Annotated in this window: 13 protein-coding genes, 5 tRNA genes and 3 rRNA genes; 20 read left to right on the top strand and 1 reads right to left on the bottom strand. The window is 35.7% G+C overall.

Annotation, left to right across the window (positions count from 1 at the left end):
* The first annotated feature begins 453 nt into the window (after nt 1-453).
* The 6 genes from H3Z83_RS06995 (at nt 454) to H3Z83_RS07020 (ending at nt 6,462) form a co-directional block, all read left to right on the top strand.
* A 16S ribosomal RNA gene (locus H3Z83_RS06995) occupies nt 454-1,977 on the top strand.
* A gap of 81 nt (nt 1,978-2,058) precedes the next feature.
* Nucleotides 2,059-2,132 (top strand) — tRNA-Ile (locus H3Z83_RS07000).
* Between the two features lie 84 nt (nt 2,133-2,216).
* Nucleotides 2,217-2,293: transfer RNA gene (locus H3Z83_RS07005), tRNA-Ala, on the top strand.
* A gap of 232 nt (nt 2,294-2,525) precedes the next feature.
* Nucleotides 2,526-5,404 (top strand): 23S ribosomal RNA (locus tag H3Z83_RS07010).
* Between the two features lie 100 nt (nt 5,405-5,504).
* Nucleotides 5,505-5,613 (top strand): 5S ribosomal RNA (gene rrf, locus H3Z83_RS07015).
* Together the 16S, 23S and 5S rRNA genes with 2 tRNA genes alongside form the textbook arrangement of a ribosomal RNA operon.
* 66 nt (nt 5,614-5,679) lie before the next feature.
* Nucleotides 5,680-6,462 (top strand): tRNA pseudouridine synthase A, encoded by a 783-nt coding sequence (locus H3Z83_RS07020; RefSeq protein WP_182124775.1) that lies wholly within the window; start codon nt 5,680-5,682, stop codon nt 6,460-6,462.
* Nucleotides 6,463-6,507: 45 nt separating this feature from the next.
* Here the strand turns inward: H3Z83_RS07020 and H3Z83_RS07025 are convergent, their stop codons facing one another.
* The gene (locus H3Z83_RS07025; RefSeq protein ID WP_182124776.1) at nt 6,508-7,650 is read right to left on the bottom strand and encodes an acyl-CoA dehydrogenase; all 1,143 of its coding nucleotides are present in this window, start codon (nt 7,648-7,650) and stop codon (nt 6,508-6,510) included.
* 91 nt (nt 7,651-7,741) lie between these two features.
* Between H3Z83_RS07025 and H3Z83_RS07030 the strand changes: the two genes are divergently transcribed.
* The 14 genes from H3Z83_RS07030 to H3Z83_RS07095 all read left to right on the top strand — a co-directional run bounded on the left by H3Z83_RS07030 (nt 7,742) and on the right by H3Z83_RS07095 (nt 19,957).
* Nucleotides 7,742-8,806, top strand: a complete 1,065-nt coding sequence (locus tag H3Z83_RS07030) for an anhydro-N-acetylmuramic acid kinase (RefSeq protein ID WP_182124777.1) — start codon at nt 7,742-7,744, stop codon at nt 8,804-8,806.
* Between the two features lie 170 nt (nt 8,807-8,976).
* On the top strand, nt 8,977-10,209 hold the full coding sequence (locus H3Z83_RS07035) for a Glu/Leu/Phe/Val dehydrogenase dimerization domain-containing protein (protein WP_182124778.1): 1,233 nt from the start codon (nt 8,977-8,979) through the stop codon (nt 10,207-10,209).
* A 15-nt stretch (nt 10,210-10,224) separates the two neighbouring features.
* Complete coding sequence (gene nhaD / locus H3Z83_RS07040; protein WP_182124779.1) at nt 10,225-11,619, top strand: sodium:proton antiporter NhaD; 1,395 nt, start codon at nt 10,225-10,227, stop codon at nt 11,617-11,619.
* 148 nt (nt 11,620-11,767) lie between these two features.
* A complete protein-coding gene (locus H3Z83_RS07045) occupies nt 11,768-12,451 on the top strand; it encodes a MotA/TolQ/ExbB proton channel family protein (RefSeq protein WP_182124780.1) in 684 nt (227 codons plus the stop codon).
* Entirely contained in the window at nt 12,451-12,843 is a 393-nt protein-coding gene (locus tag H3Z83_RS07050) for an ExbD/TolR family protein (protein ID WP_182124781.1), read from the top strand. Before H3Z83_RS07045 ends, H3Z83_RS07050 begins: the two co-directional genes overlap by 1 nt.
* A gap of 1 nt (nt 12,844) precedes the next feature.
* Complete coding sequence (locus H3Z83_RS07055; RefSeq protein ID WP_182124782.1) at nt 12,845-13,672, top strand: energy transducer TonB; 828 nt, start codon at nt 12,845-12,847, stop codon at nt 13,670-13,672.
* Between the two features lie 75 nt (nt 13,673-13,747).
* Nucleotides 13,748-15,073 (top strand): UDP-glucose dehydrogenase family protein, encoded by a 1,326-nt coding sequence (locus tag H3Z83_RS07060; RefSeq protein ID WP_182124783.1) that lies wholly within the window; start codon nt 13,748-13,750, stop codon nt 15,071-15,073.
* On the top strand, nt 15,073-16,083 hold the full coding sequence (locus H3Z83_RS07065) for an NAD-dependent epimerase (protein ID WP_182124784.1): 1,011 nt from the start codon (nt 15,073-15,075) through the stop codon (nt 16,081-16,083). Before H3Z83_RS07060 ends, H3Z83_RS07065 begins: the two co-directional genes overlap by 1 nt.
* Before the next feature lie 4 nt (nt 16,084-16,087).
* The gene (locus H3Z83_RS07070; protein WP_182124785.1) at nt 16,088-17,296 is read left to right on the top strand and encodes a bifunctional folylpolyglutamate synthase/dihydrofolate synthase; all 1,209 of its coding nucleotides are present in this window, start codon (nt 16,088-16,090) and stop codon (nt 17,294-17,296) included.
* Between the two features lie 50 nt (nt 17,297-17,346).
* Nucleotides 17,347-17,421: transfer RNA gene (locus tag H3Z83_RS07075), tRNA-Val, on the top strand.
* A 39-nt stretch (nt 17,422-17,460) separates the two neighbouring features.
* Nucleotides 17,461-17,538, top strand: a tRNA-Val gene (locus H3Z83_RS07080).
* 33 nt (nt 17,539-17,571) lie between these two features.
* Nucleotides 17,572-17,646: transfer RNA gene (locus tag H3Z83_RS07085), tRNA-Val, on the top strand.
* A gap of 95 nt (nt 17,647-17,741) precedes the next feature.
* Complete coding sequence (locus H3Z83_RS07090; RefSeq protein ID WP_182124786.1) at nt 17,742-19,025, top strand: nucleotide sugar dehydrogenase; 1,284 nt, start codon at nt 17,742-17,744, stop codon at nt 19,023-19,025.
* The gene (locus tag H3Z83_RS07095; protein ID WP_182124787.1) at nt 19,025-19,957 is read left to right on the top strand and encodes a Gfo/Idh/MocA family protein; all 933 of its coding nucleotides are present in this window, start codon (nt 19,025-19,027) and stop codon (nt 19,955-19,957) included. Before H3Z83_RS07090 ends, H3Z83_RS07095 begins: the two co-directional genes overlap by 1 nt.
* The last annotated feature ends 31 nt before the right edge of the window (nt 19,958-19,988 follow it).

Below are 19,988 nucleotides of genomic sequence, written 5' to 3' on the forward strand. Positions count from 1 at the left end.
AATAGCGAATGTTCATTAAAATAGTGTAAAGAAATTTTCAAAAAAAGATTAAAAATAAGTTTGATTTTATTTGTTTAGAATAAATAAAAGAGAGTATCTTTGCAGTCCGTTTTAAAAACGGAAGTTCATTAAAATTAGCGAAAAAATAAATTAAAAAAAACTTTCAGAAAAGTTTGTCAGTTTTAAAATAGTTTATAAATTTGCAACCGCTTTAAGAAAGCGATACGATCACAGAAATTTTGGAATGATTTTGAGATAATAAAATCAGCTAGTTCGAGTCTAGTATTTCTACAAAAGGTTGAGTTAAAAAAATAAGATAATACTTGTTATTGGCGACTCACCAAGTTCATTGAAAATATTGAAATTGACAGCGTAAACAAAGAGTAGAATAACCATAACTTCTAACGAAGTTAAATTCTTTTGAAACTTATTCATTAATATTATTTAAAATATACAATGAAGAGTTTGATCCTGGCTCAGGATGAACGCTAGCGGCAGGCTTAACACATGCAAGTCGAGGGGTAACAGGGAGAAGCTTGCTTTTCCGCTGACGACCGGCGAACGGGTGCGTAACGCGTATAGAATCTGCCTTGTACAGGAGGATAGCCTTTAGAAATGAAGATTAATACTCCATAATACTGAGATGTGGCATCACAATTTAGTTAAACATTTATGGGTACAAGATGACTATGCGTCCTATTAGCTAGATGGTAAGGTAACGGCTTACCATGGCAACGATAGGTAGGGGGTCTGAGAGGATTATCCCCCACACTGGTACTGAGACACGGACCAGACTCCTACGGGAGGCAGCAGTGAGGAATATTGGTCAATGGAGGCAACTCTGAACCAGCCATGCCGCGTGCAGGAAGACTGCCCTATGGGTTGTAAACTGCTTTTATACAGGAAGAAACAGTCGTACGTGTACGGCCTTGACGGTACTGTAAGAATAAGGACCGGCTAACTCCGTGCCAGCAGCCGCGGTAATACGGAGGGTCCAAGCGTTATCCGGAATCATTGGGTTTAAAGGGTCCGCAGGCGGTCAATTAAGTCAGAGGTGAAATCCCATAGCTTAACTATGGAACTGCCTTTGATACTGGTTGACTTGAGTTATACGGAAGTAGATAGAATAAGTAGTGTAGCGGTGAAATGCATAGAGATTACTTAGAATACCGATTGCGAAGGCAGTCTACTACGTATATACTGACGCTCATGGACGAAAGCGTGGGGAGCGAACAGGATTAGATACCCTGGTAGTCCACGCCGTAAACGATGGATACTAGTTGTTGGGATTTATCTCAGTGACTAAGCGAAAGTGATAAGTATCCCACCTGGGGAGTACGGTCGCAAGACTGAAACTCAAAGGAATTGACGGGGGCCCGCACAAGCGGTGGAGCATGTGGTTTAATTCGATGATACGCGAGGAACCTTACCAGGGCTTAAATGTAGAGTGACAGGGCTAGAGATAGCTTTTTCTTCGGACACTTTACAAGGTGCTGCATGGTTGTCGTCAGCTCGTGCCGTGAGGTGTCAGGTTAAGTCCTATAACGAGCGCAACCCCTATTGTTAGTTGCTAACAGGTAATGCTGAGGACTCTAGCGAGACTGCCGGTGCAAACCGTGAGGAAGGTGGGGATGACGTCAAATCATCACGGCCCTTACGTCCTGGGCTACACACGTGCTACAATGGTATGGACAATGAGCAGCCACTATGCGAATAGGAGCGAATCTACAAACCATATCACAGTTCGGATCGGAGTCTGCAACTCGACTCCGTGAAGCTGGAATCGCTAGTAATCGGATATCAGCCATGATCCGGTGAATACGTTCCCGGGCCTTGTACACACCGCCCGTCAAGCCATGGAAGCTGGGGGTGCCTGAAGTCCGTTACCGAGAGGAGCGGCCTAGGGTAAAACTGGTAACTAGGGCTAAGTCGTAACAAGGTAGCCGTACCGGAAGGTGCGGCTGGAACACCTCCTTTCTAGAGAAAGATGGTGAGTTACAAAAGGAGATTTTACTCTTTGCTGTTAATTTTAAAACACACTAATATATAAGCTATTATAGTCTCGTAGCTCAGCTGGTTAGAGCGCTACACTGATAATGTAGAGGTCGGCAGTTCGAGTCTGCCCGAGACTACAAAAACTTAAATATTAGAAAGGAAATTCTAGAAGTTGACGTAATTAAGATTAATTACTATCACTATTACTAACTACTAGTAATGGGGGATTAGCTCAGCTGGCTAGAGCGCTTGCCTTGCACGCAAGAGGTCACCGGTTCGACTCCGGTATTCTCCACCAGGCGATGCCTGGAGATAAGTAAAATTATCTTCATGAGTATTGCGGGCAGATTGTAGCTAACAAGTTTAAATACTTGTCAGTGGCGACTCGCCACAAAGTTCATTGACATATTGGTAAAATGATATCGTAAAGAATCAAGATAGAGAGTTAATCTAACGATTAACACAATATTTTTTATAAAATTAAGAATTATAAAGAGCTCGTTCTAGTATTTATACTAGAGCAAAAAGTACAATAAGCTAAATAAGGGCGTATGGCGGATGCCTAGGCTTTCAGAGGCGATGAAGGACGCGATAAGCTGCGATAAGCTACGGGGAGGGGCACATACCTATTGATCCGTAGATTTCCGAATGGGGCAACCCACTATGTTGAAGACATAGTACCCGCAAGGGGGCAAACCTGGTGAACTGAAACATCTAAGTAACCAGAGGAAGAGAAAACAATAGTGATTCCGTTAGTAGTGGCGAGCGAACGCGGATTAGCCCAAACCCAATTTGTTACGGCAAATTGGGGGTTGTAGGGCTGCGACATTAGAATCAAAGTGAACTAGAATTGTCTGGAAAGACAAACCAAAGAGAGTGATAGTCTCGTATAGGTAAGCGATGAGGATATAGCAGTACCCTGAGTAGTGCGGGACACGAGTAATCCTGTATGAATCCACCGGGACCATCCGGTAAGGCTAAATACTCCTGAAAGACCGATAGTGAACTAGTACCGTGAGGGAAAGGTGAAAAGAACCCTAAGTAAGGGAGTGAAATAGAACCTGAAACCGTACGCCTACAAGCGGTCGGAGCACATTTACTGTGTGACGGCGTGCCTTTTGCATAATGAGCCTACGAGTTACTGTTACTAGCAAGGTTAAGGATTTAAGGTCCGGAGCCGAAGCGAAAGCGAGTCTGAATAGGGCGACCATAGTTAGTAGTAGTAGACGCGAAACCGAGTGATCTACCCATGGGCAGGTTGAAGCTGTGGTAACACACAGTGGAGGACCGAACCAGTTGACGTTGAAAAGTCTTTGGATGACCTGTGGGTAGGGGTGAAAGGCCAATCAAACTCGGAAATAGCTCGTACTCCCCGAAATGCATTTAGGTGCAGCGTTGATTAAAAGTTTTATAGAGGTAGAGCTACTGATTGGATGCGGGGGCTTCACCGCCTACCAATTCCTGACAAACTCCGAATGCTATAAAATGTTTTTCAGCAGTGAGGGCATGGGTGCTAAGGTCCATGTCCGAGAGGGAAAGAACCCAGACCATCAGCTAAGGTCCCCAAATATATGTTAAGTTGAACTAACGAGGTGAAACTGCTTAGACAGCTAGGATGTTGGCTTGGAAGCAGCCATTCATTTAAAGAGTGCGTAACAGCTCACTAGTCGAGCGGTTTTGCATGGATAATAATCGGGCATAAACATATTACCGAAGCTATGGATTTATATGTAAGTATAAGTGGTAGGGGAGCATTCTATTTGCGCCGAAGGTGTACTGTAAGGTATGCTGGAGCGGATAGAAAAGAAAATGTAGGCATAAGTAACGATAAAGGGGGCGAGAAACCCCCTCACCGAAAGACTAAGGTTTCCTCAGCGATGCTAATCAGCTGAGGGTTAGTCGGGACCTAAGGCGAATCCGAAGGGAGTAGTCGATGGACAACAGGTTAATATTCCTGTACTTCTTATAATTGCGATGGGGTGACGGAGTAATGAAAGCACCGCGAACTGACGGAATAGTTCGTTGAAACAAGTAGCTATTGGCACTGTAGGTAAATCCGCAGAGCTAGGTGAATTGTGATAGTACAACAAGTCTTCGGATGCGTTGATAGTGTGCCTAAAGGCTTCCAAGAAAAACCTCTAAGCTTCAGATTATAAGAACCCGTACCGTAAACCGACACAGGTAGTTGGGATGAGAATTCTAAGGTGCTCGAGAGATTCATGGCTAAGGAACTAGGCAAAATAGACCCGTAACTTCGGGAGAAGGGTCGCCCCACTTCGGTGGGGCCGCAGTGAAAAGGTCCAGGCGACTGTTTATCAAAAACACAGGGCTTTGCTAAATTGAAAGATGATGTATAAGGCCTGACACCTGCCCGGTGCTGGAAGGTTAAGTGGAGGGTTTAGCTTCGGCGAAGATCTGAAATGAAGCCCCAGTAAACGGCGGCCGTAACTATAACGGTCCTAAGGTAGCGAAATTCCTTGTCGGGTAAGTTCCGACCTGCACGAATGGTGCAACGATCTGGACACTGTCTCAGCCATGAGCTCGGTGAAATTGTAGTATCGGTGAAGATGCCGATTACCCGCAGCGGGACGAAAAGACCCCGTGAACCTTTACTATAGCTTCGTATTGACTTTGGATAAGTAATGTGTAGGATAGGTGGGAGACTTTGAAGCGGCGTCGCTAGGCGTTGTGGAGTTGTCCTTGAAATACCACCCTTTGCTTATCTAGAGCCTAACTCAGCAATGAGAACAGTGCGTGGTGGGTAGTTTGACTGGGGTGGTCGCCTCCAAAAGAGTAACGGAGGCTTCTAAAGGTTCCCTCAGCACGTTTGGTAACCGTGCGTAGAGTGCAATGGCATAAGGGAGCTTGACTGAGAGACATACAGGTCGATCAGGTACGAAAGTAGAGCATAGTGATCCGGTGGTTCCGCATGGAAGGGCCATCGCTCAAAGGATAAAAGGTACTCCGGGGATAACAGGCTGATCTCCCCCAAGAGCTCACATCGACGGGGGGGTTTGGCACCTCGATGTCGGCTCGTCACATCCTGGGGCTGGAGAAGGTCCCAAGGGTTGGGCTGTTCGCCCATTAAAGTGGCACGCGAGCTGGGTTCAGAACGTCGTGAGACAGTTCGGTCTCTATCTGCTGTGGGCGTTAGAAATTTGAGTGGATTTGACTTTAGTACGAGAGGACCGAGTTGAACTGACCTCTAGTGTACCTGTTGTCACGCCAGTGGCATTGCAGGGTAGCTACGTCGGGAAGGGATAAGCGCTGAAAGCATATAAGCGCGAAACCCACCACAAGATGAGATTTCTTTAAAGGGTCGTGGGAGATTACCACGTTGATAGGCTATAGGTGTAAGTGCAGTAATGTATGTAGCCGAGTAGTACTAATAACCCATAGGCTTATGTATAGTCTTCCGCTCCTTGTGAGCGGAAGCGAAACTCTTTGATTTTTTACAATATGATTTTATCAATATGTTAACTTATACAGTTGAAATATACTGAACGATTTAAGGTGATTATTGCAATGGGGCTCACCTCTTACCATTCCGAACAGAGAAGTTAAGCCCATTTGCGCCGATGGTACTGCCAATGGTGGGAGAGTAGGTCGTTGCCTTTCTTTTAAACCTCAATCTTTTTAGATTGAGGTTTTTTTTTACACGAAATTTACCGCTATTTTTACCTTATGAATTATAAGCATTCTTATTTAGTAACTATTCAATATCTAGGATTTCGGTTTCATGGATGGCAAAAGCAACCAAACTTAAAAACGGGTCACCTTTTTTTAGATAAGACATTGAAATTTATTTATAAGGGAATTCGATTAAAAAGTTTAGGAGTTGGTAGAACAGATGCAAGGGTATCGGCAAGTAATTTTGCATTTCAATTATTTATTGATGAAGAAGTAAACTTCGAACAGTTTATGGTAGATTTTAATGTAAATGCTCCAAGTGATATGAGAGCATTGAAGATTGAAGATATTCCTAGAGATTTTAATATAATTCAGCACCCAAAAGTTAAAGAATACAGATACTATTTTTCATACGGAGAAAAGAATCACCCATATGCAGCACCTTTTTTAAATCGTTTTAGAGAGCAACTAGATATTGAGTTAATGAAGCAAGGAGCTAAGTTGTTTGAAGGATTTCATAACTATAAACGATACTGTACAAAGCCATCTCCAGAAACAAAAGTAGAAAGAGAAATTCTATTTTGTAGAATTGAAAAGAATACTGAATTGACAGCTTCTTTTTTTCCAAAAGTAAGTTATGTTTTAATTGTAAGAGGAGAAGGTTTTTTGAGAAACCAAATACGATTAATCATGGGGGCTTTACACGATTTAGGAAAAGGAGAATTTGACTTAGAGTTTATTAAAAAAAGTTTAGAACCTGATTCTGATATAGATTTAATAAAAAACATTGCGCCAGCTTCTGGACTACATTTACATAATATAGATTTTAAAAAATAAAAAAGCTCATCGTTTGATGAGCTTTTTATTTTATGTAAAAGGAGTTTATTCTTTAATTAAACTTCTTGATATTACTATCTTTTGAATTTCTGAAGTTCCTTCATAAATCTGAGTAATTTTAGCATCACGCATTAAACGCTCTACATGATATTCTTTTACAAATCCGTTTCCTCCGTGAATTTGAACAGCTTCTACTGTTTGTTCCATAGCAACTTTTGATGCATATAGTTTTGCCATAGCTCCTGAGCGTGTATAATCATCTCCATTATCTTTATCACAAGCAGCTGCCATTACTAAATGACGAGCAGCAGTAATTTCAGTATACATATCAGCTAATTTAAAAGCTATTGCTTGATGATTACAAATCTCAGTTCCGAAAGCTTTACGCTCTTTAGAATATTTTAAAGCTAATTCGTAACCACCAGCAGCAATTCCTAATGCTTGAGCAGCAATACCAATACGTCCACCAGATAAAGTTTTCATGGCAAATTTGAATCCGAATCCATCTTCACCAATTCTATTTTCTTTAGGAACTTTTACATCGTTAAATTGTAAAGTATGCGTATCAGAACCACGAATTCCTAATTTATCTTCTTTAGGCCCAATATCAAAACCTTCCATTCCTTTTTCAAGGATAAAAGCGTTGATTCCTCTATGCCCTTTTTCACGATCTGTTTGTGCGATTACTAAATAAACACCAGCACGACCACCGTTAGTAATCCAGTTTTTTGTTCCGTTTAATAAATAATGATCTCCTTTATCGATAGCAGTAGTAGCTTGAGAAGTAGCATCAGAACCAGCCTCTGGTTCACTTAAACAAAAAGCACCGATTTGTTCACCAGTAGCTAATTTTGTTAAATATTTTTGCTTTTGTTCTTCAGAACCGTAAGCTTCTAAACCATAACAAACTAATGAATTGTTTACAGAAACCATTACAGAAGCAGAAGCATCAATTTTAGATAATTCCTCCATAATTAATACGTAAGAAACAGCATCCATACCACTTCCCCCATATTTAGGATCTACCATAACTCCCATAAAACCTAATTCTCCCATTTTACGAACTAATTCGTCAGGAAAACTTTGTTTTTCATCTCTTTCTATAACTCCAGGTAATAATTCGGTTTGAGCAAAGTCACGCGCAGCATCACGAATCATTAAATGCTCTTCTGTAAGATTAAAATCCATTATATATTTTTATTTTATTAAATTCGTAAAAAATGTGCTCAAAGATACTTTTTTAATAGCATATTTTCAATAGACTTTCTACTTTTACTTTATGCCCAACAAATATATTTACTGCATAGGATTAATGTCAGGTACTTCGTTAGATGGAATTGATATTGCTTACATAAAAATCAATAATAATTCATACCAAGATTTTGAAATTATACAGGCAGAAACATTTACATATTCAAAGAAATGGAAAGACATTTTAAGAGAGGCGATATTTTATACGAAGGAAAATTTAAAAAAACTTGATATTGAGTACGGTAAGCTTTTAGGTGCTCTATTAAATGATTTTATAGATAAGTATAAGGTTTCTAAGTTGGATTTTATAGCTTCACACGGACACACAATTTTGCATGAGCCACATAATGGAGTTACATTACAAATTGGTAACGGACAAGAAATAGCTAAAATCACGAATAAAAAGATTATTTGTGATTTTAGAACTCAAGATGTTGATTTTGGAGGACAAGGTGCGCCATTGGTACCTATTGGAGATAAATTGATGTTTTCAAATTATAGTCATTGTTTAAACCTAGGAGGTTTTGCAAATGTGTCTTTTGAAAAGAATAATGCAAGAATAGCTTTTGATATTTGTCCTGTAAACATTGTGTTGAACCATTATACAAATAAGTTAGGATTTGAGTTTGATGATCGAGGACAGATGGCATCTGGAGGTAAAGTAAATGAAGAGCTGTTAGAGAAATTGAATTCATTAGAGTTTTATCAAAAAACGCCACCAAAATCGCTAGGTTTAGAGTGGGTTCAGCAAAATGTTTTTCCATTAATTGATGACTTAGAAAAAAATATTGAGACTATCTTAAGAACTTTTGTAGAGCATGCTGCTATTCAAATTGGTACTGTTTTAAATGAGAGCTCTACAGTTTTAGTTACAGGAGGAGGTATTTTTAATTCTTTTTTAATGCAAAGAATTGAATATTACTCAAGTAAGAAAATAGAAATCCCTTCAAAAGAATTAATCGAATATAAAGAGGCATTGATATTTGCGTTTTTAGGATTACTGAAAAATAAAAATGAAATCAACTGTTTACAATCTGTAACAGGAGCAGTTAGAGATCATTCTTCTGGCGTTATTTTTTATCCAGAGAAATAGGTAAAACAATTTGAGTACTAATTTTTTTATGGTAAATTTGTTCGAAACAACTACATAACAAAATCAACAGAAAATGAATCAACTTTAGCTTCCCACTCGGGATATACTACATGAATTATAAGCGAATGAAAAAGAGGTTAAATTAAAGTTGAAATCACATACTATTTAAAATGAAAGAATTATTAAAGAGATACGAAGAGAAAGAACCAGAAATTGTTTTTCACTGGAAAGATCAAGAAACTGATGCAGAAGGATGGACAGTAATTAATTCACTTAGAGGTGGGGCCGCAGGTGGAGGAACTCGTATGCGTAAAGGGCTAAATAAAAATGAAGTTTTGTCTTTAGCAAAAACAATGGAAGTTAAGTTTACGGTATCTGGTCCTGCAATTGGAGGAGCTAAATCAGGAATTAACTTCGATCCTAACGATCCAAGAAAAAGAGGTGTTTTAGAGCGTTGGTACAAAGCAGTTACTCCGTTATTAAAGCATTATTATGGAACTGGAGGTGATTTAAATGTTGATGCAGATAAAGATGTAATTCCAATTACTGAGAGTTGTGGAGTTTGGCATCCTCAAGAAGGAATTTTTAATGGTCATTTTAAACCAACCGAAGCTGATAAAATTAATAGAATTGGTCAATTACGTCAAGGAGTAATTAAAGTAATTGAAGATAAACAGTTTTCACCAGATTTATCAAGAAAATATACTGTTGCAGATATGTTAACAGGTTATGGTGTTGCTGAAGCGGTTAAGCATTATTATAATATTTACGGAGGAAAGATTGTTGGTAAAAGAGCAATTGTTCAAGGTTTCGGAAATGTAGGTTCGGCTGCAGCTTATTATTTAACTCAATTAGGAGCTAAAGTTGTTGGAATTATTGATAGAGAGGGTGGTTTAATTAACGAAGCTGGTTTCACTATGGAAGAAATGACTAATTTGTTTTTAGGAAAAGACGGAAATAAATTGGTTGCTGATAATATGATTCCTTTCGAAGAAATTAATGAAAGAATTTGGAGTTTGCCAGCAGAAATATTTGTTCCAGCTGCAGCTTCAAGATTAGTTTCTCAAGATCAAGTACAACAAATGATTGATACAGGTTTAGAGGTAATTAGCCCAGGTGCAAATGTTCCGTTTGCAGATAAGGAAATTTTCTTTGGACCAATTATGGAATATACAGACAATCATTTAAGTTTACTGCCAGATTTTATTTCTAATTGTGGTATTGCTAGGGTTTTTGCTTATTTAATGGAAGCTAAAGTGGCATTACCTATGGAAGATAAGGCGATCTTTGATGATACCTCAAACATTATCAAAAAAGCATTACAAAGAACATTTACTAAAAGCGCGTCAAAAACAAAAATCTGTTCAACAGCATTTGAGATCGCTTTAAAAGAATTGATATAAATATAAATTTAAACTATGGAATCAGCGATTATTTTAATATTCGTAATGGGATACTTAGGTATCACTCTAGAACACAATATCAAATTAGATAAATTAATTCCTGCATTGGTTATGATGGCCGTTTGTTGGGCATTAGTAGCCTTAGGGGTTGACAGTTTCTCTAATTGGTTTGATTCAGGTAAACATGCTTTAGTAGAAGGCTTTGGGGCTATGGCTCACGAAGATAAAATGCATTTAGTTGAAGAAACTTTATTACATCATTTAGGTAAAACTGCCGAAATATTGGTATTCCTTTTAGGAGCTATGACTATTGTTGAAATTATCGATTACTTCGACGGATTTTCGACAATTAAAGGGTATGTAAAAACAAAGAGTAAGAAAAAGATTCTTTGGATGTTCGGAATCTTAGCTTTTATCTTATCTGCAATTATTGATAACTTAACAGCTACAATAGTATTGATTTCTATTTTACAAAAATTAGTAAAGAGAAGAGAAGATAGAATTTGGTTTGCAGGTTTAATAATTATCGCAGCAAATGCTGGTGGTGCATGGTCTCCAATTGGAGATGTAACTACAACAATGTTATGGATAGGTAAAAAAGTAACAACACCAATGTTGTTTATGTATTTATTCATTCCTTCATTATTATGTATGATAGTGCCAACATTTATAGCTTCATTCTTACCAGCTTTTAAAGGAGAGATTGAATCAGATGATAAAGAAGAAGAAGGAGAGAAAAGCCCACATAGTGCAAGAATGTTGTATTTAGGTTTAGGAGCAATTGTTTTCGTACCTTTCTTTAAAACTGTAACACACTTACCACCATATGTTGGAATGATGTTATCTTTAGCAGTTGTAGCAACGTTTGCTGAAATTTATAGTAGAACAAAATTTTCATTAACCGATTTTGATAGTGAAGAATCTGATGCGCATGCACATCATAGTCCAGTTCATCATTCATTATCAAAAATTGAAATGCCTAGTATTTTATTTTTCTTAGGAATTTTAATGGCGGTAGCTGCTTTAGAATCATTAGGTATTTTATTTAATTTTGCTGATAGTTTAAAAGAAAGCATCCCATTAATGGGAACTGAATTAGATGGAACAAAAGTTTCTGATCTTGTAGTAATTTTATTGGGTATTGGATCAGCAATTATTGATAACGTACCATTAGTAGCAGCTTCATTAGGAATGTTTAGTGAGCCATTAGATAATCCACTATGGCACTTTATAGCATTTTCAGCTGGAACTGGAGGGTCGATGTTAATTATTGGTTCTGCAGCTGGTGTAGTTGCAATGGGAATGGAGAAAATAGATTTCTTTTGGTATTTAAAGAAAATATCATGGTTAGCATTTATAGGTTTTATAGTTGGTTCAATAGCTTTTGTGCTTATGAGAACTTTATTCTAAAAATCATTAAAAACAAATAGTAAAAAGTCTTCCTCGATTATGGTTATTGAGGAAGACTTTTTTATACTTGCAAGTGAAAACAATTTTCAATAAAACAAATCGTTAGTTATTTAACGTAAATTACATTACAAACTCTAATATTATTTTAATGTTGTTATTTCAAGAGAATCAAGAATTGTTAGAAGAAGTTACTGAAGAAAAAACATTATCAATCTATAATTTAATTATGGATGGAGGTGTTGGAGGACAAATAATCATTGCGCTATTATTTGTGCTTTTAGCTGTTGCCTTATATATTTATTTTGAACGTTTTTTTGCTATAAAAGCAGCATCAAAAGTTGATAAAAATTTCATGAATCAAATTAGAGATCATGTTACTAGCGGAAAATTAGAAAGCGCAAGAGCTTTGTGTGATAATACACATACTCCAACAGCCCGATTAATTGGTAAAGGTATTTCTCGCATTGGTAAACCTTTAGATGATATTAATACGGCAATAGAGAATGCTGGGAAGTTAGAGGTGTATAAGTTAGAAAGAAATGTGTCGGTATTAGCAACTATTGCCGGTGCTGCACCTATGATAGGTTTTTTAGGTACTGTTATTGGAATGATTGTTGCCATACATGAAATAGCAAACTCAGGTGGGCAGATAGATATAAAAATGTTGTCAGATGGTTTATATACAGCAATGACAACAACCGTTGGAGGTTTAATAGTTGGTATTATTGCTTACATAGCTTATAATCATTTAGTTGTTAGAACAGATAAAGTTGTGTACCAAATGGAAGCTAAATCTGTTGAGTTTTTAGATTTATTAAATGAACCAGTATAATGAATTTAAAAGGAAGAAATAAAGTAGATCCAAGTTTCAATATGTCGTCAATGACAGATATTGTTTTCTTGTTGTTAATATTTTTCATGTTAACATCTACGTTAGTTACAGTCAGCGCGATTGATGTATTGCTGCCAAAAGCAGGAGGTAAAACAGAAAATAATACATCAGTAGCTGTAACGATTACGAATAAATCTTCATTCTATATAGATAAAACTAAAGTCAGTAATTCAAATTTAGAAAGAGAGATATTATTAAAGGTTGGAGCTGATAAAAAGAAGACGGTAGTAATTCGAGGAGATCAAAATGTGCCATATAAAAATGTGATGAAAGTTATTGATATTGCAAATAGAAATAAATTAAAAATGATTTTAGCCGTAAAAGGTAAATAAAATGTCAGTTTTAGATACAAAGCATAAGCGTAAATCAGCCATAATTACGGCTATTATCCTAATACTTTTGTTATTTGGGATTTTCAATTATGGAATGAAATACCTAGATCCACCTGTAGAATATGGATTAGCAATTAATTTTGGAAATTCTGAAGTAGGAAGTGGAGAACCTGTTGAAAAAACAAAAGCACAAGTAACTCCCAAACAAGAGGAAATTGTTGAAGAGGTTCAAGAAGAGGTAAAAGAAATTCCAAAAGAAACGATACAAGAAGAGGTAATTACAAACGAAACTTCTGAAGACGTTCCAGTAGTTGAAAAACCAAAAGAGGAAAAAGAAGAAGTTAAAGAAACTCCAAAAGAAATAAAACCTAAAAAAAAGCCAAAGCCAAAACCTTCAAAAGAAACAACCGATGCTTTAAATAGTTTATTAAATGGAACATCTAAAGATGGTGCTACTAAAGGTGAAGGAGATGATATTGAATCTGGCGTAAAAGGAAATGAAAAAGGAGATCCGAATTCGAATAAATATTATGGTAATTCCGGTAGTGGATCAGGAGGTAATTATAATTTAGCGGGACGAAAAGCATTATCAAAACCAATCGAAAAACCAGATTGCCAAGAAGAAGGTACAGTGGTAGTTAGTATAGAGGTAGATCAAAACGGTAGGGTAATAAAAGCTATTCCAGGCGTAAAAGGATCTACTAATACTGCACCTTGTTTATTAAAGCCAGCTAAAGAGGCAGCTATGAGAACAAAGTGGAATGCAGATGGAAAAGCACCGTCGAAACAAAGAGGAACCATAATCTACAGGTTTTCTTTATCACAATAATAAGTACACTCTTAAAATAGTATATCTTTGCTAAAGATTATTTTGTAAAAGATACTTTATTCAAATAATAATTTAATGAAATTAGCTGTAATAGGTACGGGGTATGTTGGATTGGTGTCAGGTACATGTTTTTCAGAAATGGGAAACAAAGTAACCTGTGTTGATATTGATCAAGAGAAAATAAATAAACTTCATAAAGGAATTATTCCTATTTACGAACCAGGTTTAGAAAAGATGGTTCTTAAAAATGTAGAAAACAAAAATTTGTTTTTTACAACCAATTTAGAAGAAGCGATTATAGATGCTGAGATTGTTTTCATAGCGGTAGGAACACCGATGGGGGAAGATGGTTCTGCGGATTTACAATATGTTTTATCGGTAGCCAAAGAAATTGGAAAGAAGATGAAACATAAGTTGGTAATAGTAGATAAATCAACTGTGCCAGTTGGAACAGCTGATAAAGTTAAAGAAGCAATTCAAAAAGAATTAGATCAGAGAGGAGAAAGAATTGAGTTTAATGTGGTGTCAAATCCAGAATTTTTAAAAGAAGGAGATGCCATTAATGATTTTATGAAACCAGATAGAGTAGTAATCGGAGCTGATTCAGAATATGCTTTTGAAAAAATGCGACAGTTATACACTCCTTTTACCATGTCGCATGATCGATTTATAGCAATGGATATTCGTTCTGCAGAAATGACAAAATATGCTGCAAACGCAATGTTGGCAACAAAGATTTCATTTATGAATGAAATGTCAAATATTTGTGAGAGAGTTGGAGCTGATATTAATAATGTTCGTATAGGAATAGGTTCAGATTCAAGAATAGGATATAGTTTTATTTACCCAGGAGCGGGTTATGGAGGTTCTTGTTTTCCAAAAGATGTAAAAGCGTTGAAAAAGATAGCTGAAGAAAATGGTTATGATGCTCAATTAATAAAGTCAGTTGAAGATGTAAATAATCGTCAAAAGTATGTGGTTGCTGAAAAAATAGTAAAAAGATTTGGCGAAGACTTAAGTGGGAAGGTTTTTGGTTTATGGGGGTTGGCTTTTAAACCAGGAACTGATGATATGAGAGAAGCTCCAGCAATTTATGTGATAAAAGAATTGGTGAAGAGAGGAGCAAAAGTAAACGCTTATGATCCGAAAGCTATGGAAGAAGCTGAACATTTTTATTTAAAAGATGTTGAGGGAGTATCATATGTAAAATCTAAATATGATGTTTTAGAAGATGCTGAAGCTTTAATTTTACTAACAGAATGGAAAGAATTTAGATCTCCTGATTTTGATGAAATATCACAAAGATTAAAGCAATCTGTTATTTTTGATGGAAGAAATCAATACAATATATTTAATTTAGAAGATAAAGGATTTGAATATTATCAAATAGGGAAAAACTAATGAAGGTATTTGTAACAGGAATAGCTGGATTTATAGGTTTTCATTTAACTAAAAACTTGTTAAGTGAAGGTCATGAAGTTGTTGGTATCGATAATATTAATGATTATTATGATGTAAATCTTAAGTTTGCTCGTTTAAAGGAACTTGGAATAAATAGAGAAGAAGCGGAAGTTTTTTATAAAGAGAGTAAAAGTTCATCTTTTAATGCGTTGAAGTTTGTAAGATTAAATTTAGAGGATAAAGAAGAATTGTTTTCGTTATTTAAGAATGAGAGTTTTGATGTCGTATGTAATTTAGCTGCGCAAGCGGGAGTACGTTATAGTATTGAAAACCCTAATGTATATATTCAAAGTAATATTGTTGGTTATTTAAATATTTTAGAAGCTTGTAGAAATTTTTCTATAAAGCATTTAGTATATGCAAGTAGTTCTAGTGTATATGGTGCAAACACAAAAATTCCTTTTGAAGAAAGTGATAGGGTAGATACTCCAGTGAGTTTATACGCGGCAACAAAGAAAAGTAATGAATTAATGGCGCATACTTATAGCCATTTGTATAAAATTCCAACTACAGGATTGCGTTTTTTTACAGTTTATGGACCTTGGGGAAGACCAGATATGTCTCCAATATTATTTGCCGATGCAATTTCTAATAATCGTTCTATTAAAGTTTTCAATAACGGAAATATGGAGCGTGATTTTACTTTTATTAATGATATTGTTGAAGGAGTAAAAAGAGTTATTGAAAAGCCTGTTGAAAATAGAGAGTTATATAAAATTTATAATATAGGAAACAACGATTCTATTAAACTAATGGATTTTATTAATGAGATAGAAACTTCTTTGGGTAAAAAAGCAACTAAAGAAATGATGCCAATGCAAATGGGGGATGTAAAAAGAACATGGGCGAGTACTGTCGAGTTGAAAAAAGATTATAATTATAAGCCATCTGTGAAAATAAAAGAAGGTGTGCAGAAGTTTGTTGAGTGGTATCAAAATTTTTATAAATAGTTTGATGACTTACCAAGAAACTTTAGATTGGATGTTTGCTCAATTACCAATGTATCAACGTCAAGGCAAAACAGCTTTCAAAAAAGACTTAACCAATATTATTGCTTTAAGTAATGAATTAGGTAATCCGGAAAAAAAGTTTAAAACAATTCATGTAGGTGGAACCAATGGAAAAGGATCAACAAGTCATATGATTGCTTCTATTTTACAAGAAGCAGGTTATAAAGTAGGGTTGTATACTTCTCCACATTTGAAGAATTTCACGGAAAGAATTCGTATTAATGGAGAAGAAATTCCAAGAGAAAATGTAGTTGAGTTTATTACAAGGAATAAAGCTTTTTTAAAGAGTCAAGGTTTGTCGTTTTTCGAGATGACCGTAGGAATGGCATTTGACTATTTTGCAAAAGAGCAAGTAGATATAGCAATAATTGAGGTTGGTTTAGGAGGTCGATTAGATTCAACAAATATTATAACTCCAGAGGTGTCTGTAATCACGAACATTGGTTTAGATCACACACAATTTTTAGGAGAAACTCTATCTGAAATAGCTTATGAGAAAGCAGGAATCATTAAAAAGAATATTCCAGTAGTTGTAGGAGAGCGTCAAAAAGAAATAGAAAACGTTTTTACTGATAAAACAGAAGAATGTAGATCAAATCTGCTCTTCGCTACAGATTCTATAGAAGAGTACAAAACAGATTTGTTGGGTGATTACCAATCAAAAAATGTAAAAACAGCAGTAGAAACTGTTAAGCAACTTAAAGGATTTGATATTTCAGAAGAAAATATTAAAAACGGATTATTAAATGTTGTTAAAAACACAAATTTAAAAGGGCGTTGGCAAGTTCTACAAGAAAATCCAAAAGTTATTTGTGATACGGCGCATAATAAAGAAGGATTGACTTATACATTAAATCAATTAAAGAAAGAAAAAAAAGAGGAACTTCATATTGTTTTAGGAGTTGTTGCCGACAAGAATTTAGAAGAAATATTACCTATGTTTCCTAAAAAAGCAACTTATTATTTTTGTAAACCAAATATTCCTCGCGGTCTATCTGAAAATATTTTAAAAGAAAAAGCAAGTGTATTTGGAGTAAAGGGAGAGTCTTTTGATTCTGTAAATCAAGCTTTTGATGAAGCGAAAATAAAAGCAAATAGTAACGATGTAATTTATATTGGAGGAAGTACCTTTGTTGTAGCGGAAATTTTATAAAAAAATATTGGTGTTTCACAAAACAATGTTATATTTGCATCCGCAATTGAGGGCAATTAGCTCAGTTGGTTCAGAGCACCTCGTTTACACCGAGGGGGTCGGGGGTTCGAATCCCTCATTGCCCACATAAATTCCAATCCGAAGAGGAATTAAAATAAAAATCGGGGCGATTAGCTCAGTTGGTTCAGAGCACCTCGTTTACACCGAGGGGGTCGGGGGTTCGAATCCCTCATCGCCCACCAGATTCCAATCCGAATAGGAATTAAAATAAAATCGGGCAATTAGCTCAGTTGGTTCAGAGCACCTCGTTTACACCGAGGGGGTCGGGGGTTCGAATCCCTCATTGCCCACTGAAAGTCTCATCATTATTTGATGAGACTTTTTTGTTTTCTAATAATTTGTTAATACAATTTTTGTAATTTCGTAAGCTGTTTAATAAGTAAAAATGAATACACCAAAAATTGCAATTATAGGGTTGGGTTATGTTGGTTTGCCTTTGGCAAGATTATTAGCTACAAAATATACTGTAGTTGGTTTTGATATAAAGTCTCAACGAGTACAAGAGTTAAAATCGGGTGTAGATGTTACATTAGAGGTTGATAATAATTTATTACAATCTGTTTTAGTAAATGAGATTTCTGATAGAAAAGGATTATTTATTACTTCTGATAAAAAAGATATAAAAGAATGTAATTACTATATCGTTACAGTTCCTACTTCAGTAGATAAGAATAATCAACCAGTATTACTACCTTTATTGAGTGCTAGTAAAACAATAGGAGGTGTTTTAAAGAAAGATGATATTGTTATATATGAATCTACAGTATACCCAGGTGCTACAGAAGAAGATTGTGTTCCTGTTTTAGAAAAGGAGTCAAATTTAAAATTAAATAAAGATTTTTATGTAGGGTATTCACCTGAAAGAATAAGTCCTGGAGATAAAGTTCGTACTGTTGAAAATATTTTAAAAGTAACTTCAGGTTCAACTGCTGAGATAGCAAAAAAAGTAGACGATCTATATGGTTCGGTAATTAAAGCAGGAACGCATATGGCTTCCTCAATTAAAGTTGCTGAAGCTTCTAAAATTATTGAAAACTGTCAAAGAGATATAAATATTGCATTTGTTAATGAATTGGCAAAGATTTTTAATTTGATGGATATTAATACTAGCGAAGTTTTAAAAGCGGCATCTACTAAATGGAATTTTTTGCCATTTAAACCAGGTTTGGTTGGAGGGCATTGTATAGGGGTTGACCCCTTTTATTTGGCGCAGAAAGCGCAGCAATACGGATATTATCCTGAGATAATTTTATCAGGAAGAAGGTTAAATGATAGTATGGGGAGCCATGTTGGATCAGAGGTTGTTAAGCTAATGATTGCTGAAGATGTTAAGGTAAAGAATTCTAATATTTTAATTTTAGGAATTACATTTAAAGAGAATTGTCCTGATGTAAGAAATACAAAAGTAATTGACGTGTACCATTCTTTAAAAAGTTACGGAGTAGAGATTGATGTATATGATCCATGGGCTAAGAAGGAGGAGGTTCAGTTAGATTATGATTTAAAATTGATTGAGAATCCATATAAGCAAAAGTACGATGCTATTGTTCTAGCGGTTTCACACGATGAATTTAAGAATTTAGACTTGATGAAAATAAAGAAGGATAATGGAGTGGTATATGATGTTAAGAATTTCCTTCCTCAAGAATTAATAGATAAAACATTATAATGAAAAATTTTGCTCTAATAGGTGCTGCGGGGTATATAGCTCCACGTCATTTAAAAGCTATAAAGGATACAAATAACAAGCTAATAGCGGCGCTTGATAAGTTTGATAGTGTTGGAGTTATGGATTCATATTTTCCGAATGCAGATTTTTTTGTTGAGTTTGAGCGTTTTGACCGTCATATTGAAAAAATTAAGCGTCAACAAAATATACAATTAGACTATGTAAGTATTTGTACACCAAATTATTTACACGATTCACATATTCGTATGGCTTTAAGAAGAGGTGCAGATGCTATTTGTGAAAAGCCTTTAGTGCTAAATCCATGGAACGTAGATGCATTACAAGCAATAGAAAAAGAATCAGGAAATAAGATAAATACGATCCTTCAATTAAGATTGCATCCGAGTATTGTGGCTTTAAAAAATAAAGTTGATTCGGAAAATAAAAAAGAGAAGTATGATATTGATTTAACTTATATTACATCTAGAGGAAACTGGTACGATGTTTCTTGGAAAGGTGATGAAAGTAAATCAGGTGGAATAGCAACAAATATTGGTGTTCATTTTTATGATATGTTATCTTGGGTTTTTGGAGGGGTGCAAGAGAGTATAGTGCATCTTAGAGAAAAGAATAAAGCATCAGGGTATTTGGAGTTTGAAAATGCTAGGGTAAGGTGGTATCTTTCTATTGACGAAAATTCACTTCCAAAGGAAGTGAAAGAAAAAGATCAAAGAACCTATCGTTCTATAACTGTTGATGGAGAAGAGATTGAATTTAGCGGAGGGTTTACCGAATTGCATACAGAAAGTTATAAAGAGATTTTAAAAGGTAATGGATTTGGGCTTTTAGATGCTAAATCATCAATAGAAATTGTGCATGATATTAGGAATATCGAATTAGTGAATTCAGGAGAAAAACACTTCCTATTGTAAAAGAATAGGTATATTTGCAAATTAAAAAGGA

The sequence above is a fragment of the Tenacibaculum pelagium genome (genome assembly GCF_014062345.1).
GTDB lineage: Bacteria > Bacteroidota > Bacteroidia > Flavobacteriales > Flavobacteriaceae > Polaribacter > Polaribacter pelagius.

What these genes read in the sequence shown, in the direction of transcription:
- H3Z83_RS07020 (WP_182124775.1), top strand. Translation starts at nt 5,680, where the DNA reads ATGAATTATAAGCATTCTTATTTAGTAACTATTCAATATCTAGGATTT.
- H3Z83_RS07025 (WP_182124776.1), bottom strand. Translation starts at nt 7,650, where the DNA reads ATGGATTTTAATCTTACAGAAGAGCATTTAATGATTCGTGATGCTGCG.
- H3Z83_RS07030 (WP_182124777.1), top strand. Translation starts at nt 7,742, where the DNA reads ATGCCCAACAAATATATTTACTGCATAGGATTAATGTCAGGTACTTCG.
- H3Z83_RS07035 (WP_182124778.1), top strand. Translation starts at nt 8,977, where the DNA reads ATGAAAGAATTATTAAAGAGATACGAAGAGAAAGAACCAGAAATTGTT.
- nhaD (WP_182124779.1), top strand. Translation starts at nt 10,225, where the DNA reads ATGGAATCAGCGATTATTTTAATATTCGTAATGGGATACTTAGGTATC.
- H3Z83_RS07045 (WP_182124780.1), top strand. Translation starts at nt 11,768, where the DNA reads ATGTTGTTATTTCAAGAGAATCAAGAATTGTTAGAAGAAGTTACTGAA.
- H3Z83_RS07050 (WP_182124781.1), top strand. Translation starts at nt 12,451, where the DNA reads ATGAATTTAAAAGGAAGAAATAAAGTAGATCCAAGTTTCAATATGTCG.
- H3Z83_RS07055 (WP_182124782.1), top strand. Translation starts at nt 12,845, where the DNA reads ATGTCAGTTTTAGATACAAAGCATAAGCGTAAATCAGCCATAATTACG.
- H3Z83_RS07060 (WP_182124783.1), top strand. Translation starts at nt 13,748, where the DNA reads ATGAAATTAGCTGTAATAGGTACGGGGTATGTTGGATTGGTGTCAGGT.
- H3Z83_RS07065 (WP_182124784.1), top strand. Translation starts at nt 15,073, where the DNA reads ATGAAGGTATTTGTAACAGGAATAGCTGGATTTATAGGTTTTCATTTA.
- H3Z83_RS07070 (WP_182124785.1), top strand. Translation starts at nt 16,088, where the DNA reads ATGACTTACCAAGAAACTTTAGATTGGATGTTTGCTCAATTACCAATG.
- H3Z83_RS07090 (WP_182124786.1), top strand. Translation starts at nt 17,742, where the DNA reads ATGAATACACCAAAAATTGCAATTATAGGGTTGGGTTATGTTGGTTTG.
- H3Z83_RS07095 (WP_182124787.1), top strand. Translation starts at nt 19,025, where the DNA reads ATGAAAAATTTTGCTCTAATAGGTGCTGCGGGGTATATAGCTCCACGT.